Source organism: Streptomyces sp. DG1A-41 (genome assembly GCF_037055355.1).
Lineage (GTDB): Bacteria > Actinomycetota > Actinomycetes > Streptomycetales > Streptomycetaceae > Streptomyces.
Map to the genome: position 1 here is coordinate 5,074,742 of NZ_CP146350.1, position 15,898 is coordinate 5,090,639.

The 15,898-nt window shown below is 73.1% G+C and carries 15 protein-coding genes and 1 pseudogene; all 16 read left to right on the plus strand.

The features are described 5' to 3' along the window. Positions 1-69 precede the first annotated feature (69 nt). Positions 70-476, plus strand: a pseudogene (locus V8690_RS23705) (SRPBCC domain-containing protein); the annotation flags it as partial. Next, positions 453-1,349 carry a carbon monoxide dehydrogenase gene (locus V8690_RS23710; RefSeq protein ID WP_338785434.1) on the plus strand — a complete coding sequence of 299 codons (897 nt, stop codon included), beginning with the start codon at positions 453-455 and terminating at the stop codon, positions 1,347-1,349. The pseudogene V8690_RS23705 and the gene V8690_RS23710, both read left to right, overlap by 24 nt. A 52-nt stretch (positions 1,350-1,401) precedes the next feature. After that, positions 1,402-2,190, plus strand: a complete 789-nt coding sequence (locus tag V8690_RS23715; protein WP_338781865.1) for an aldose 1-epimerase — start codon at positions 1,402-1,404, stop codon at positions 2,188-2,190. A gap of 10 nt (positions 2,191-2,200) precedes the next feature. Then, positions 2,201-2,749, plus strand: a complete 549-nt coding sequence (gene pyrE / locus V8690_RS23720; protein ID WP_338781867.1) for an orotate phosphoribosyltransferase — start codon at positions 2,201-2,203, stop codon at positions 2,747-2,749. Between the two features lie 144 nt (positions 2,750-2,893). Beyond that, entirely contained in the window at positions 2,894-3,925 is a 1,032-nt protein-coding gene (gene fbaA / locus V8690_RS23725; protein WP_338781869.1) for a class II fructose-bisphosphate aldolase, read from the plus strand. 67 nt (positions 3,926-3,992) lie between these two features. Continuing rightward, entirely contained in the window at positions 3,993-5,459 is a 1,467-nt protein-coding gene (locus V8690_RS23730; RefSeq protein ID WP_338781870.1) for an MFS transporter, read from the plus strand. A gap of 148 nt (positions 5,460-5,607) precedes the next feature. Further along, the gene (locus V8690_RS23735; protein ID WP_338781871.1) at positions 5,608-6,021 is read left to right on the plus strand and encodes a DUF3151 domain-containing protein; all 414 of its coding nucleotides are present in this window, start codon (positions 5,608-5,610) and stop codon (positions 6,019-6,021) included. A 150-nt stretch (positions 6,022-6,171) separates the two neighbouring features. Next, positions 6,172-7,002 (plus strand): tryptophan 2,3-dioxygenase family protein, encoded by an 831-nt coding sequence (locus tag V8690_RS23740; RefSeq protein ID WP_338781873.1) that lies wholly within the window; start codon positions 6,172-6,174, stop codon positions 7,000-7,002. Continuing rightward, a complete protein-coding gene (gene kynU, locus V8690_RS23745; RefSeq protein ID WP_338781874.1) occupies positions 6,995-8,179 on the plus strand; it encodes a kynureninase in 1,185 nt (394 codons plus the stop codon). Before V8690_RS23740 ends, kynU begins: the two co-directional genes overlap by 8 nt. Positions 8,180-8,346: 167 nt before the next feature. Beyond that, complete coding sequence (locus tag V8690_RS23750; RefSeq protein ID WP_338781876.1) at positions 8,347-9,213, plus strand: alpha/beta hydrolase; 867 nt, start codon at positions 8,347-8,349, stop codon at positions 9,211-9,213. Between the two features lie 263 nt (positions 9,214-9,476). Next, positions 9,477-10,478 carry an alpha/beta hydrolase gene (locus V8690_RS23755; protein WP_338781878.1) on the plus strand — a complete coding sequence of 334 codons (1,002 nt, stop codon included), beginning with the start codon at positions 9,477-9,479 and terminating at the stop codon, positions 10,476-10,478. Beyond that, a complete protein-coding gene (locus V8690_RS23760; protein WP_338781880.1) occupies positions 10,471-11,712 on the plus strand; it encodes an acyltransferase in 1,242 nt (413 codons plus the stop codon). Before V8690_RS23755 ends, V8690_RS23760 begins: the two co-directional genes overlap by 8 nt. After that, positions 11,705-13,093, plus strand: a complete 1,389-nt coding sequence (locus V8690_RS23765) for a sensor histidine kinase (protein ID WP_338781881.1) — start codon at positions 11,705-11,707, stop codon at positions 13,091-13,093. Before V8690_RS23760 ends, V8690_RS23765 begins: the two co-directional genes overlap by 8 nt. Next, on the plus strand, positions 13,090-13,773 hold the full coding sequence (locus V8690_RS23770) for a response regulator transcription factor (protein ID WP_338781883.1): 684 nt from the start codon (positions 13,090-13,092) through the stop codon (positions 13,771-13,773). Before V8690_RS23765 ends, V8690_RS23770 begins: the two co-directional genes overlap by 4 nt. Before the next feature lie 117 nt (positions 13,774-13,890). Continuing rightward, a complete protein-coding gene (locus V8690_RS23775) occupies positions 13,891-15,228 on the plus strand; it encodes a histidine kinase (protein WP_338781885.1) in 1,338 nt (445 codons plus the stop codon). Continuing rightward, the gene (locus V8690_RS23780) at positions 15,225-15,890 is read left to right on the plus strand and encodes a response regulator transcription factor (protein ID WP_338781888.1); all 666 of its coding nucleotides are present in this window, start codon (positions 15,225-15,227) and stop codon (positions 15,888-15,890) included. Before V8690_RS23775 ends, V8690_RS23780 begins: the two co-directional genes overlap by 4 nt. The last annotated feature ends 8 nt before the right edge of the window (positions 15,891-15,898 follow it).

Below are 15,898 nucleotides of genomic sequence, written 5' to 3' on the forward strand. Positions count from 1 at the left end.
GGGGCGGATCGGGGGCTAATCCCTCAGGCGGGGGTGCGTTTCGGCCTGTGCTGGGTAGAGTCCGTCGACATGGAGCACGAGGTGTTCGTTCCGGTTCCGGCCGAGCGGCTCAGGGAGGTGCTGGACGACCCCGCGCGGGTCGCCCGGGCGGTTCCGGGGCTCCAGCAGGACGCCGGCGCCCAGCCCGTCGCCGGGCGGCTGAAGATCCGGGTCGGGAGCCACTCGGTCACGTACCGGGGTGCCGTACGGCTGTCCCGGGGGAGGACGGGGCGTACGCCGTCGAGGGCGACGCCACGGAGGCCCGCGGCACCGGCTCGGTGAAACTCGCGCTGCGGATCGCCCTGCGGGACGCGGAGGACGGTACGACGATCGAGTTCGGCGGCACGGCCACCGCGGACGGACGGATCAAGGACCTCCCGCCGGACGCGGTGGAGGGCGCCGCCACCCGCCTGTTGAACCGTTTCGCGGAACAACTGGCCGCGGCAGTCCCGGAAACGACCACGTTCCTCGCGACCCAGGACTTCGAACCCCGCGCCACGACCGACTACGAGACGACCCCGGAGGCGGACGACGCGGCTCCACCGCCTCCGGCGGGGGCGACCGGGGGCGCGATGGCCGGGACCGACGAGGAGGCCGGGGCATCGCGTCCTGCGGACGCCACCTCGGCCGACGCCCCGACCGACACAGGCACGGCGGCCGGGGCGCCGGAGACCGCCGGGGAGACACCGGCTCCCGGCCCCGACGACAAGACGTCGGCCTCCGGCCAATCGGCCGATGAGGCTCGCGCCACCGCGGCCGGCGACGAGCCCTCGGCACCGGGGCGCGCCGACGAGCCCTCTGTCCCCGCAGCCGGCGATGACGCTTCCGCCGCGGGCCCTGACGACAAGACGTCGGCCTCCGGCCAATCGGCCGATGAGGCTCGCGCCACCGCGGCCGGTGACGAGCCCTCGGCACCGGGGCGCGCCGACGAGCCCCCTGTCCCCGCAGCCGGCGATGATGCTTCCGCCTCCGGCCCCGGCGACGAACCCCCCGCCCCGCCCCCCGAGCCCCCATCCGTCTTCGAGGCCGGTATTGCGCCGTCTTCTCTCGGGCCCTCGGACGGCGAAGATGAGGACGACGAGGGCGGCGAGGACGGTGACGGCATCGCCGAGGCGGCGCATGCGCGGCGGACGATGATCGGGAGGAGTGCCGAGGAGGTCGATCACGCTCCGCCGCGCGGGCGGTACGCGCCGGTGCCCGCGCCGCAGACCGTGATGCCTCCCGCCCCGCTGCGCTGGGCGGCCCCCGCGGCGGCGCTCGCGCTGGCGTCGGCCATCGTGGCGGTCCGGGCCCTGCGCAGGCGTCGCTGAAAACGCCCCGCACCGGGTGAGGCCCTCTTGATCACCCCAGTAGGGTCGTCCCGTGAGTGACGAAGACATCACGCTGACCGCGGGCGACGCGGAGGTGACCGTGCAGCCGGGCAACGGCGGCCGGGTCGGAGGGCTGCGGATCGGCGGCGTGGAGATGCTCCGGCAGGGGGAGCGGTTCGGCTGCTTCCCGATGGTGCCGTGGTGCGGACGGATCCGGAACGGGCGCTTCCTGGACGGCGCCGCCGTACGGCAGATGCCCCTCAACGCGCCGCCCCACGCCATCCACGGCACCGCCCGCGACGGCGCCTGGCGCACCGCCCGCACGAGCACGGCCGAGGCCGTCATCACCTACGAGCTCGTCGACCCCTGGCCCCACCCCGGCCGCGTCACCCAGGTCGTCGCCCTCACCGAGGACGCGCTGACGCTGACCATGTCCGTGGAGACGTACGAGTCGTCGTTCCCGGCGCAGATCGGCTGGCACCCGTGGTTCAACCGGAACCTCGGCGGCGAGGACGTGCGCCTCGACTTCCACCCCGCCTGGCAGGAGGAGCGCGGCGACGACCACCTGCCCACCGGCAACCGCGTCGAGCCGAAGCCCGGCCCCTGGGACGACTGCTTCGGGATGCCCGGCGGCGTCGAGGTGACCCTCACCTGGCCCGGGCAGCTGGAGCTGAAGGTGACCGGCCGCCAGGAGTGGGTCGTCGTCTACGACGAGCAGGAGGCCGCCGTGTGCGTGGAGCCGCAGACCGGGCCGCCCAACGGGCTCAACACCCTGCCGCGCCTGGTCACGCCCCTGGAACCGCTGGAGGCCGCCACGACCTGGAGCTGGCGCCGCCTCTAAGCTGGGCGACATGACGGACACACGTGGCGCGCTGCTCCAGCAGATCAAGGACAAGGCCGTGGTACACGGCAAGGTGACCCTGTCGTCGGGTCTCGAGGCCGACTACTACGTCGACCTGCGCCGCGTCACCCTCGACGGCGAGGCCGCGCCGCTGGTCGGACAGGTGCTGCTCGACCTGACCGGTGACTTCGAGTTCGACGCGGTGGGCGGGCTCACCATGGGCGCCGACCCCGTCGCCGCCGCCATGCTGCACGCCGCCGCCGCGCGCGGGCAGCGCCTGGACGCCTTCGTCGTACGGAAGGCCGCGAAGGCGCACGGCTTGCAGCGGCGCGTCGAGGGCCCGGACATCGCGGGCCGCCGTGTGCTGGTCGTCGAGGACACCTCCACCACCGGCGGCTCCCCGCTCACCGCCGTCGAGGCCGTGCGTGAGGCCGGGGCCGAGGTCGTCGCCGTCGCGACCATCGTCGACCGGGCGACCGGCGCCGCGGAGAAGATCCAGGAGGGCGCCGGGGTGCCGTATCTCTTCGCGTTCTCGAAGGACGAGCTGGGCCTGGACTGAGCCAAGACCGACCAGGGCGTGGACGGTGGCCTGGACCTTCCGGCCAAGTCTGGAAAGATGGGGCCGACGATGACGTCGCACCCCAAGGTCTAGGTCAGGGCCGAGAACGCAGTACGCCAACCCGCAGATACAAGGAGCGGACGCATGCCCATCGCAACTCCCGAGGTCTACAACGAGATGCTGGACCGGGCGAAGGCAGGAAAGTTCGCCTACCCGGCCATCAACGTGACCTCCACCCAGACCCTGCACGCGGCACTGCGCGGTTTCGCCGAGGCGGAGAGCGACGGCATCGTCCAGATCTCCACGGGTGGCGCCGAGTTCCTGGGCGGCCAGTACAGCAAGGACATGGTGACCGGCGCGGTCGCCCTGGCCGAGTTCGCGCACATCGTCGCCGAGAAGTACCCGGTGAACATCGCGCTGCACACGGACCACTGTCCGAAGGACAAGCTCGACGGGTACGTACGTCCGCTGCTGGCGCTCTCCAAGAAGCGCGTGGACGCCGGTCTGAGCCCGCTGTTCCAGTCGCACATGTGGGACGGCTCCGCGGAGACCCTCGCCGACAACCTCTCCATCGCGCAGGAGCTGCTGGAACAGGCCCGCGCCGCGAAGATCATCCTCGAGGTGGAGATCACCCCGACCGGTGGCGAGGAGGACGGCGTCTCCCACGAGATCAACGACTCCCTCTACACCACCGTCGACGACGCGATCCGCACCGCCGAGGCCCTGGGCCTGGGCGAGAAGGGCCGCTACCTGCTGGCCGCGTCCTTCGGCAACGTGCACGGCGTGTACAAGCCGGGCAACGTCGTCCTGCGTCCCGAGCTGCTGAAGGAGCTGAACGAGGGCGTCGCCGCCAAGTTCGGCAAGGCCGCTTCTCCTGGCCCCTTCGACTTCGTCTTCCACGGCGGCTCGGGCTCCTCGGAGGAGGAGATCCGGACCGCGCTGGAGAACGGCGTGGTCAAGATGAACATCGACACGGACACGCAGTACGCCTTCACGCGTCCGGTCGCGGACCACATGTTCCGCAACTACGACGGCGTCCTGAAGGTCGACGGCGAGGTCGGCAACAAGAAGACCTACGACCCGCGCACCTGGGGCAAGCTCGCCGAGGCGTCCATGGCCGCGCGCGTCGTCGAGGCCTGCGGCCACCTCCGCTCCACCGGCACGAAGATCAAGTAAGTCCCGGTTCGATCGCGTAGGGCCCGGCACCTCCATAAGGTGCCGGGCCCTTCCGTATGCTCCCTGCATGCCCGATGTGCGGCTCGCCTCTCCGCAGGGCCGGTGGATTCTGCTCACCACCGTCCTCGGCTCCGGCATGGCCCTGCTGGACTCGACCGTCGTCAATGTCGCGCTGCCCCGCATCGGCCGCGATCTCGACGCGGACCTGGCGGCCCTCCAGTGGACCGTCAACGCGTACATGGTCACCCTGGCCGGGCTGATCCTGCTGGGCGGGGCGCTGGGCGACCGTTTCGGGCGCCGGAAGGTGTTCGTCGTCGGTGTGGTGTGGTTCGCGGTGGCGTCCCTGCTGTGCGGGATCGCGCCGAACGCCGGGGTGCTGATCGCCGCGCGGGCGTTGCAGGGAGTGGGCGGTGCGCTGCTCACGCCCGGGTCACTGGCGCTGATCCAGGCGTCCTTCCATCCCGACGACCGGGGCCGCGCGGTGGGCCTGTGGTCCGGCTTCGGCGGGATCGGGGCGGCGGTCGGGCCCTTCGTCGGCGGCTGGCTGGTGGACGGGCCCGGCTGGCGGTGGGTGTTCCTGCTGAACGTGCCGCTGGCGCTGCTGTGCGTGCCCGTGGCGCTGCGGCACGTGCCCGAGTCGGGGGACCAGCGGGCGCACGGGCGGTTCGATGTGCTGGGGGCGGTGCTGGGCGCGTCGGCGCTCGCGCTGCTGACGTACGCGCTGATCGAGGCCGGTTCCGGCGGGCTGGTCGTGGCGGTCACGGCCGTGGCCGGGCTGGCCGCGGCAGTGGCGTTCGTGGTCGTCGAGCGACGGCGTCCCGAGCCGATGATGCCGCCGGACATCTTCTCCTCCCGCCAGTTCACGGCGGTCAACCTCGTCACGCTGTGCGTGTACGCGGCCCTCGGCGGGTTCTTCTTCCTCGCCGCGCTCCAGCTCCAGGTGGTGGTGGGTTACTCGGCGCTCGCGGCCGGTACGGCTCTGCTGCCGACGACCGCCCTGATGCTGGTGCTGTCGGCGCGGTCCGGTGAGCTGGCCGACCGGATCGGGCCGCGACTGCCGCTCACGGTGGGACCGCTGCTGTGCGCCGCGGGGATGCTGCTGATGCTGCGGGTCGGGCCGGGGGCGTCGTACGTGGCTGATGCGCTGCCCGCGCTGGTGGTGCTCGGGCTGGGCATGGTCACGCTGGTGGCGCCGCTGACGGCGACCGTGCTGGGGTCGGTGGATGTGGCCCGGGCGGGGCTGGCCAGCGGGATCAACAACGCGGCGGCCCGGGCGGCGGGGCTGGTGGCGGTGGCGGCGTTGCCGTTGCTGGCGGGGATGGGGGAGGAGGCGTATCGGGAGCCGGGGGCGTTCGATGTCGCCTTCGGGAAGGCGATGGCGTGGTGTGCGGGGGTGTTGGTTCTGGGGGCGGTCGTCGCGGCCGCGGCGGTACGGAGGCCGCGGCCGGGCTGCAAGCGGCCGGAGTGTCTGCGGCAGGGGGGTGTGACGGCACCGCCGCTGGAGGGGGAGCCGGTGCGGAAGCGGTTGTCTTAGGCACGGGCGTTTTTGCCCGCGTCGGGGTGTTGCCCAGCCCGGCGTAGCGGGGTGCCGCCGCGCTCACCCGTGCCGCCCCAGCGGCACGACTGCCCGCAGCTAGGCCGGCACGACTGCCCGCAGCTCATGCCTGCGGCAGACTTGGGGCATGTCCATTCACGAGAACCTCCTCGGGGGCCCGCCCCCGACCCACCTCCCCGACGACCCCGGGCCACGGGAAATGCTCGCGTCGGGTACCGCGCCGGTCGACGTCGCCGCCGCGCACCCCACCTCCTCGCTCGCCTGGGCGCAGCTCGCCGACGAGGCGTACGAGCGGGGCGCGACCGTCGAGTCGTACGCGTACGCCCGTACGGGCTACCACCGTGGCCTGGACGCGCTGCGCCGCAACGGCTGGAAGGGCCACGGCCCGGTGCCCTGGGAGCACGAGCCGAACCGCGGCTTCCTGCGCGCCCTGCACGCCCTCGCCCGTGCCGCACAGGCGATCGGCGAGCAGGAGGAGTACGAGCGCTGCTCCCAGTTCCTGAAGGACTCCTCGCCGACGGCGGCGCAGGTCCTGGGCTGACGGCGGTCCGTGTGCGCGAGGCCCGTCCGCCGAGCGGGCGGGCCTTGCGGTTTCGGGGGACGATTGCGGAGTATGCCGGTGGGGACCGGGGCCCCGTGCCGGCATCGGCAGGGGCGGACCGCTACCCGGAGTTACACGCAGGAGACAGCGATGTCCCACGAGGCTCACGAGCCCGAGACCCCGCATCTCGATTTCCACGGCACGACGCCGTACGAGGACTACGTCAAGGCGGACGTGCTCACCCACCTCCAGCACACCCTCTCCGACGACCCCGGAGAGATGGTCTTCCTGGTCACGACCCAGGTGATGGAGCTGTGGTTCACCGTCATCGTCCACGAGTGGGAGACGGCGGCACACGCGCTGCGCGGCGACGACGTACCCACCGCGACCGCCGCGCTGAAGAGGTCCGTACGCGAGCTGGAGGCGCTCAACGCCTCCTGGAAGCCGCTCGGCCAGCTCACGCCGGCCCAGTTCAACTCCTACCGGTCCGCCCTCGGCGAGGGCTCCGGCTTCCAGTCGGCGATGTACCGGCGGATGGAGTTCCTGCTCGGCGACAAGTCCGCGTCCATGCTGGTCCCGCACCGGGGCGCGCCGCGCGTGCACGCCGAGCTGGAGAAGGCGCTGCACGAGCCGAGCCTTTACGACGAGGTGGTGCGGCTGCTCGCGCGGCGCGGGTACGACATCCCTCAGGCCGTGCTGGGGCGTGACGTGTCGCTGCGCTACGAGCCGTCCCCGGAGGTGGAGGCCGCCTGGACGGCCGTCTACTCGGGCGACGAGAGCGACGAACTCGCCCGGCTCGGCGAGGCGTTGAGCGATGTCGCCGAGCTGGTGTGGCGCTGGCGCAACGACCACCTCGTCGCCACGCGCCGCGCGATGGGCGCCAAGACCGGCACGGGCGGTTCCGCCGGGGTGGCCTGGCTGGAGAAGCGGGCGCAGAAGCAGGTGTTCCCCGAGCTGTGGACGGCGCGGTCCCATGTCTGAACTCGCGATGCGCGCGGAGAAGCTGGACGCCGCCGACGACCTGCGCGGCAAGCGGGACGCCTTCGTCCTCGATGACGTTGTCTACCTCGACGGCAACTCGCTCGGCGCGCTGCCGGCCGTCGTCCCCGGGCGGGTCGAGGACGTCGTACGCCGCCAGTGGGGCGAGCTGCGCATCCGGTCCTGGGAGGAGAGAGGCTGGTGGACGGCGCCCGAGCGGATCGGTGACCGGATCGCCCCGCTGGTCGGGGCGGCCCCCGGGCAGGTCGTGGTGGGCGACTCGACAAGTGTCAATGTGTTCAAGGCACTTGTGGGGGCGGTGCGGATGGCGGGGGAGGGCCGCGACGAGATCCTCGTCGACGCCACGACCTTTCCGACCGACGGGTACATCGCCGAGTCCGCCGCCCGGATGACCGGCTGCACACTGCGGCCGGTGGCACCGGCTCAGGTGCCGGGCGCGCTGGGCGACCGTACCGCCGCCGTCCTCCTCAACCACGTCGACTACCGCACCGGCCGGCTGCACGACCTGCCGGCGCTGACGGCCGCCGTGCACGGGGCGGGCGCGTACGTCGTCTGGGACCTGTGCCACAGCGCGGGCGCGCTGCCGGTGGGGCTGGACGAGCACGGCGTGGATCTCGCGGTCGGCTGCACCTACAAGTACCTGAACGGCGGGCCGGGTTCACCGGCGTACCTGTACGTGCGCCGGGAGCTTCAGGACCGCTTCGACTCCCCGTTGCCCGGCTGGAACTCCCACGCCGAGCCGTTCGGGATGCGGAGCGGGTACGAGCCGGCCCCCGGCGCCCTGCGCGGCCGGGTCGGCACGCCGGACATCCTCTCCATGCTCGCCCTGGAGGCGGCCCTGGAGGTGTGGGACGGGGTGCGGGTCGAGGCGGTGCGGTCCAAGTCGCTCGCGCTGACGGACTTCTTCCTGGAGTGCGTGGCGGAGTACGTGCCCGAGGGCCGGGTCGAGTGCCTGACGCCGGTGCCGCACGCGGAGCGGGGCAGCCAGGTCGCCCTGCGCTGCGACGGGGCCGGTGACGTGATGAAACGGCTCATCGAGCGGGGTGTGGTCGGCGACTTCCGGGCGCCGGACGTGCTGCGCTTCGGCTTCACACCGCTGTACGTGGGCTTCGCCGACGTGGAGCGGGCGGCGCGGGTGCTGGCTCAGACGCTGGGGTGAGCTCCCCGTGACGAATGCGAACGGCCTCTGCCGCCGCGGGGGCCGTTCGGTCTTCACCCAGCGTGACATCCCCGTGTCCGCCCACGTCACCTGCCTGATACCGTCCCGGCCAACGGCCGGATCCCACCTGGTCCGCCATCTACGTTTGATCGCTGAGAGGTTGGAGCATGACGGACGACGTCGCAGCAGCACGGGCCGCCGCCGAGGAGAAGTCGGCGCTCTCCCACGCGCCCGTCGACCCCGACGTGACCGCTGCCTACGGTGACCATCCCGACCAGGTGATCGACTTCTACGCCCCGCGCACCGAGGGCGGCCCGGGCGGGCCCGCCCCGGTCGTCCTGGTGCTGCACGGCGGTGCCTGGCGGGCCCCGTACGACCGGCGTCACATCAGCCCGTTCGCTGAGTTCCTCGCCCGTCGCGGGTTCGCCGTGGCCAGTGCCGAGTACCGGCGCGGCGGTGACGACGACGCCGTCGCGGGCCGCTGGCCCGACACCTTCGACGACGTCGCGGCCGCGCTGGACGCCCTCCCGGCGCTCGTCCGGGAGCTGCTGCCGCAGGCCGATCCGCGCCGTACGGTCCTCACCGGGCACTCGGCGGGCGGGCACCTCGCCCTGTGGGCCGCGGCCCGGCACGTCCTGCCGGACGGCTCGCCCTGGCGCGCCGACAGCCCGCCGGCCCTGCGCGGCGTGGTCGCCCTCGCCCCGATCGCGGACCTCGCGGTCGCCGACAAGCTGGACGTGTGCGGCGGTGCCGTACGTCAACTCCTGGGCGGGGACGAGCGCTTCGCCGAGCGGCAGCCGTACGCGGACCCGGCGCTGCTGTTGCCCACCGGCATCGCCACCACTCTCGTCCAGGGCCGCACGGACCTCGACGTGCCGCAGGTGGTCGCCGAGTCGTACGCGGACGCGGCGGCGAAGGCCGGGGAGATGGTGGGAGTGACGCTGCTGGAGGACGTGGGGCACTTCCCGCTCATCGATCCGGCGGCGGACGCGTGCGCGGTGGTCGTGGAGGAGATCGCGCAACTGGCCTGGTGAGCGGGCTTTCTTGGCCTGGTGAGCGGCCTTTGTGGGGTGCCTGAGCGGCTCTCCTGCGGTGTCTGAGCGGCTCTCCTGCGGTGCCTGGCGGCCCTCCTCGGATGCCCGTAGGAGCGGTCCCCGGCCATCCCGTAGGTCATACCCGTAGTACCTGAGAGCCAGGCCGCAGGTGAGCTCCGCGGTGTGACGCGGACGACGAGTCCCGCTCCGTAACTTCCCTTCCACGCGGACCCGATGGCCGGGTGCGCTGGAGGGGGACGACCATGGGGCCCGCAGCGAAGTACCGCCGTGGCGACGGCGGTCGGCGCCGCGGCGGCCGATGGCGTCGCGCCGCGCTCGCCGCCCTCATCGCCGGTGCGGTGGTGTTCCCCCTCTCCGCGGCGGGGCGCCCGGAGATCCCCGCGCCGGCACCCGCCTCCCTCGCTCCGCTCAGCGCGTCGACGCTCGACGAGGCGTACGCGGCCAACCGTGCCAACGCCGCCGAAGCGGCCCGGACGGCCGCCGCCCACCAGGACCGGGACCGTGCCGCGACGGACCGTGCCCTGGCCGCCCCGGCCCGGCATCTCCTCCGGTTCGACGGCCGTGGCTCGGGCCGGGTGACGGAGGTCCTGGGCGACCTAGCCCGCGCCGACCGCATCGCCGTCCTGGTCCCCGGCTCCGACACCGGCCTGGACACCTACGGCCGGTTCCACGCGGCCGCCGCCGCGCTGTACGGGCGGCTCGTCCGCCAGGCCCCCGCGGGCACGCGCACGGCGGTCGTGGCCTGGCTGGGCTACGAGACGCCGGGCACGGTCAGCGCGACGGTCACGACGACCGGCCGGGCGGAGCAGGCGGCCCCGCACCTGCGCGCGCTCGTCACCGACCTGCGATCCATAGCGGGCGGCGGACCGCGCATCTCGCTGCTGTGCCACTCCTACGGCTCGGTCGTCTGCGGCCGTGCCGCCGCCGGGCTCGCCGTCGACGACATCGCGCTGGTCGGCAGCCCCGGCACGGGCGCGGACTCCGTGGCCGCCCTGCACACCCGCGCCCGCGTCTGGGCGGCCCGCGGTGACGACGACTGGGTGGAGGACGTCCCGCACGTCAGCGCGGACCTGTTCGGCACCACCGTCGGCTTCGGCACCGACCCCGTCTCCCCGGCCTTCGGCGCCCGGGTCTTCGCGGCCGGCGACGGCGGCCACAGCGACTACTTCAGCCCCGGCTCGACCTCCCTGACCAACCTGACCCGGATCGTCCTGGGCGAGACCAAGGCGGTGACTCATGACTGACGTCGGAGCACGAGTGACTGACGTCGGAGAACCCGGAGTACGAGGTGTCCGGCATGCGGTGCGCCGTGGCGCCGAACGCGTCGGTGCGGCCACCCCGGCCGACCGCGACCGGGCCGTGGACGCCCTGCGCGCCGCCGCGGTCCTCGGCGTCGTCCTCGGGCACTGGCTGGTCACGGCCCTGGTCGCCGACGGCCGCGCCCTGCGCACGGCGAGCCCGCTCCAGCACATGCCCTGGCTGACGCCCGTCTCCTGGCTGTTCCAGACCCTTGCCGTGTTCTTCCTGGTCGGCGGCCATGTGGCGACGCGCGGCCTGGCCTCGGCCCGGGCCCGGGGCATCCCGTACCACCGCTGGCTGACGGCCCGGCTGACCCGGCTGTTCACACCGGTCGCCGCCGTCCTCGGCCTGTGGACGGTCGCCGTGCTCGCCCTGCTGCTGTCGGGCGCCGAGTTCGGGACGATACGGACGCTGGTGAAACTGGCCCTGTCCCCGCTGTGGTTCCTCGTGGTGTTCGCGGCCCTGACGGCGGCGACCCCGCTGCTGACCCGGCTCCACCCGCTCTGGCCGCTAACCGTCGTGCTGCACGTGGACCTGTTGCGCTTCGGCCTCGGCGGCCCCTCCTGGCTGGGCTGGGTGAACGTGGCGGCGGGCTGGCTGGTGCCCTACACGCTGGGCGCGGCCTGGACCCGGGGCGAGCTGGAGCGCCGCCGCGCGGGCTGGGTCCTGCTCGCCGGCGGTGCGGCGGCGACCGCGGGGCTCGTCGCGTGGGCGGGCTATCCGGCGTCGATGGTCGGTGTCCCGGGGGAAGGCATGTCCAACCTGGACCCGCCGACGCTGGCCGTCGTCACCTTCGGGCTGGCCCAGTGCGGTCTCGCCCTGCTGCTGCGCGAGCGGCTGCGGCGGGCGATGCGCCGGCCCGTGGCGTGGGCGGCGGTGGCCCTCGTCAACCTCTCCGCGATGACCGTCTTCCTGTGGCACCAGACGGCCCTGATGGCCACGACGGCCACCGGCCTCCTCGTGGGCCGGCTCCCCGGCCTGCACACGCTGCCCGACAGTCTCGGCTGGGTCGGGGCCCGGCTGCTCTGGCTGCCCGTGTTCGCCCTGGCCCTCGCCGCCTGCTGGGCCGCCTTCCGGTTCTTCGGGCAGGGCGCGGGCGGCCGGGGCCGCAGGTCGCGGGTGGTGCGAGCGCACCATCCGTCCGACCGTGGGACAGCGGCGAAGGCACCTCATGTCTAGGCTGGGGCGCGTGACGGACACGGGGGTGGGCCGCGCGCTGCGGGCGCGCGTCGGGGGCTGGCTGCGGGTGCTGCGCGAGGACCTGTGGACCTTCCGGGCGGATCCGCTGCCGCCCCTCCTGTGGTTGCGCTGGTTTCCGCACGGCTTGTTGTGCCTGGTTGCGTTCGGGGTCACCTTCGGCGCGGTGGCGCAGCTCGTTGACAACGGAGGGGTGGGCCCGCAGATCGCCTTCCTGCTCGGGCTGGCGCAGGGCGCTGCCGTGCTGCTCGCGCTGTGGCGGCCCATCCCGGCGTGGTGGCTTTCGACGGTGGCCATGGTGCTGGGCGCCATCGAGGTGCGCCGCCAGCTGCTGGCAGGCGGCGCGCACGACTTCACCTGGCCCTGGACGTCGGCGGGGATCATCGGACACCTGGCGGTGCTGCTGCTGCTCGCCCTGCGCGTGCGTACCCGGGTGTCCGCCGAGGCGCTCGCGCTGACCGTGCTCCTCACCTACGTCGTCCAGGGACTGCTGGGCGCGGCCGACTATCAGCCCACCGGGGTCCTAGCGGTCACCCTGTTCGCCGTCGTCGTGGTCCTCGGCACCGCCCTGCGCGGCCGTCGCGAGGCCCGCGCCGAACTCTTCGAGCAGACCACGCTCACCGCCGAGGAGCGCACCCGGCGCACCCTGCTGGAGGAGCGCAGCCGCATCGCGCGCGAGCTGCACGACGTGGTGGCCCACCACATGTCGGTCATCTCCATCCAGGCGCAGGTCGCCCCGCACCTCGTCGAGAACCCGCCCGACGAACTCAAGGAGAACCTCGCGGGCATCCGGCAGAACGCGCTGGAGGCGCTGACCGAGCTGCGCCGGGTGCTGGGCGTGCTGCGCTCGGAGCACCCCGGGCCGGGGGAGCCCCCCGGCCCGGGTGGCGACACCGCCGGCCACGCCCCCCAGCCCACCCTCGACCGGCTCGACGCGCTGGTGGAGAACACCCGGGCCGCCGGCCGCGAGGTCATCACCGAGATCAACGGCGAGCGGCGGCCGTTGCCGCCCGGCGTGGAGCTGTCGGCGTACCGGATCGTGCAGGAGGCGTTGAGCAACGTCCTGCGGCACGCGCCCGGCGCGAGAGCCACGGTCCGTCTCACGTATCAGCCGGACGGGCTGGAGGTGGAGGTCGTCAACGGCCGGCCGACCGGGCCCGCGCCGCCGTCGACGGGAGCGGGGCACGGACTGCTCGGCATGCGCGAGCGGGTCGCGATGCTCGGCGGCACCATGACGGCGCACCCGTGGCACTGGGACGGCTTCAAGGTCACCGCGTTCCTCCCGGACACCCCGCCCGCCGACACCCCGGGCACCGCCCGTTCCACCGACCACACCACCGATCCCCGGGGAGGGACCCCATGACGAGCAGCTCCGGCCGACCCATCCGGGTCCTCATCGTCGACGACCAGGCGATGGTCCGGCAGGGTTTCACCGTGCTGCTCGGCACCCAGCCCGACATAGAGGTCGTCGGCGAGGCGAAGGACGGGGAGGGCGGCATCGCGAAGGCCGCCGAGACCGCCCCGGACGTCGTCCTCATGGACATCCGGATGCCCGGCATCGGCGGCATCGAGGCCACCGAGCGCATCACCACCGCGACCCCGGACATCAAGGTGCTGGTGCTCACCACCTTCGACCTCGACGAGTACGTGTACGACGCGCTGCGCGCCGGAGCCTCCGGGTTCCTGCTGAAGGACGCGTCGTCGGAGCAGCTCGCCGAGGCGGTCCGGGTGATCGCGGCCGGCGACGCGCTGCTCGCCCCGGGCATCACCCGCAAGTTGATCGCCGAGTTCTCCCGGCTGGACGGCCGACCCCGCGCCCCGCTCAAGGAGCGGATCGGTGACTTGACCGAGCGGGAGACGGAGGTGCTCGCCCTGATCGCGCAGGGCCTGTCGAACGCGGAGATCTCCAAGCTGCTGTTCGTCGCCGAGCAGACGGTGAAGACCCATGTGGGCCGGATCCTGGTGAAGCTGGGCCTGAGGGACCGGACGCAGGCGGCGGTGTTCGCGTACGAGTCGGGGCTGGTCCGGCCGTCGGGGTACTGAGGCGTGCCCGTGGCCTCGTCGTACGTGCCCATGGCCCTCGTAGTACCTGAGAGGGACGCTGTGGAACCCCTCTCACTGGGGACGACCGGGAAGTGCGGGCGCTTTACCGTTCTGTACGTGACCGAGACGACTCACGTGCAGAGCACGCCGCCGGTGGACGGGGCCAGGACGCGCAGTCCCGAGTACCGGGTGGCCGTGGACTCCCTGCGCGGGCTGCGGCAGGACCTCATCCACGACGCCTTCGCCTACCGGCCGCTGCCGCGCAGGAGCACGGACGGGCGGATCGTCCGGCAGCTGCCCGGACGCCTGCGGGAGTACGCGACCTGGACGCCGCACGCCCTGATAGCCATGGCGGCCCTGTTCACCTTGACCCTCACCAGCGCAGACACCGACGGCGAGGTGCTGCTGGTCGCGCCGTTGACCGTGCTCCCGGTCCTGCTGACCATGATCCGGCCGGTCGGAGCGTTCTGGGCGTCCATGGCGTTCACTCCGCTGGCCGCCCTGCTCGGCAGCAATGGCGAATGGCCGTGGTCCCCCGGCAGCTTCGCCTGCCATCTGACCGTGCTGACCGTCGTGGCCATACGCACCAGGCCGCGCGCGGCCGGGTGGATGTGGGCGCTGACGGCGCTGTACGCGCTCCTCGCGGACACCGGCATCGGCCCGACCCACCTCTACAGCACCAACTCCGGCCCCATGCTGGTCTTCTCGGCCATGATCCTGCTCTGCGTCACCGTCTGGCACGTCCGCCGCCACGCGGAGCAGGAGGTCACCGCCCAGCAGACGGTCACCGCGCACGAGCGCTCCCGCCGCACCCTGCTGGAGGAGCGCACGACGATCGCCCGCGAGCTGCACGACGTGGTCGCCCACCACATGTCGGTGGTCGCCATCCAGGCGGAGGCCGCGCCCTACCGGGTGGAGAACCCGCCGCCGGAGCTGGAGAAGGCCTTCGCCACCATCCGGGAGAACGCGGTGGCGGCCCTGACCGAGCTGCGCCGCGTCCTGGGCGTCGTCCGCGCCGAGGACTACGAGGCCCCGGACGCCCCGCAGCCCACGCTCGCCGACCTGGAAGGGCTGCTGGCCAATGTCCGGGAGGCCGGACTGGGTGTCGAGAAGGTGGCGACCGGCGCGGTGCGCGAGCTGCCGCAGGGCGTGGAGCTGTCGGCGTACCGGATCGTGCAGGAGGCCCTGAGCAACACCCTGCGGCACGCGCCGGGTGCGAGCGCCCGCGTCGAGATCGGGTACGTTCTCGGCGGCCTGGGCCTGCGCATAGTCAACGGCCCGCCGCCGAACCCCGGCCTGATCAAGCCCTCGCCGGGCGCCGGGCACGGCATCACGGGCATGCGGGAGCGCGTGACGATGCTGAACGGCGAGATGACGGCGGGCCGGACGGACGACGGAGGTTACGAGGTGACGGTGTTCCTGCCGGTCAGCCTGCCGGACGAGGATGACGCATGACCATTCGCGTGCTGATCGCGGACGACCAGATGATGGTGCGCGAGGGCTTCTCGGTCCTGCTGAACGCGATGCCGGACATCGAGGTCGTCGGCGAGGCGGTGAACGGCCGGGATGCCGTCGCGAAGGTCCGCGAACTCGCCCCGGACGTCGTGCTGATGGACATCCGCATGCCCGAGCTGAACGGCATCGAGGCGACCCGTGAGATCGTCGCCGCCGACGGCGCGGCGAAGGTGCTGGTGCTCACCACCTTCGACCTCGACGAGTACGTCTACCAGGCGCTGCGCGCGGGAGCCTCCGGGTTCCTCCTCAAGGACGCCTCGGCCCGCCAGCTCGCCGACGGGGTGCGGGTCGTGGCCGCCGGTGAGGCTCTCCTGGCCCCCTCGGTGACCAGGCGGCTGATCACGGAGTTCTCCAGGCTCGCCGAGACGCCGCGCCTCATGCCCTCCGCGCAGGCGGCGTACGGCGACCTCACCGACCGGGAGACGGAGGTGCTGGTCCTCATCGCGCAGGGCCTGTCGAACGCGGAGATCGCCGAGCGGCTGGTGGTCGCCGAGTCGACGATCAAGACGCATGTCAGCCGGGTCCTGGTGAAGCTGGGGCTCAGGGACCGGACACAGGCGGCGGTGTTCGCGTACGAGGCGCGGCTGGTGACGCCGGGGTGAACGCCCAG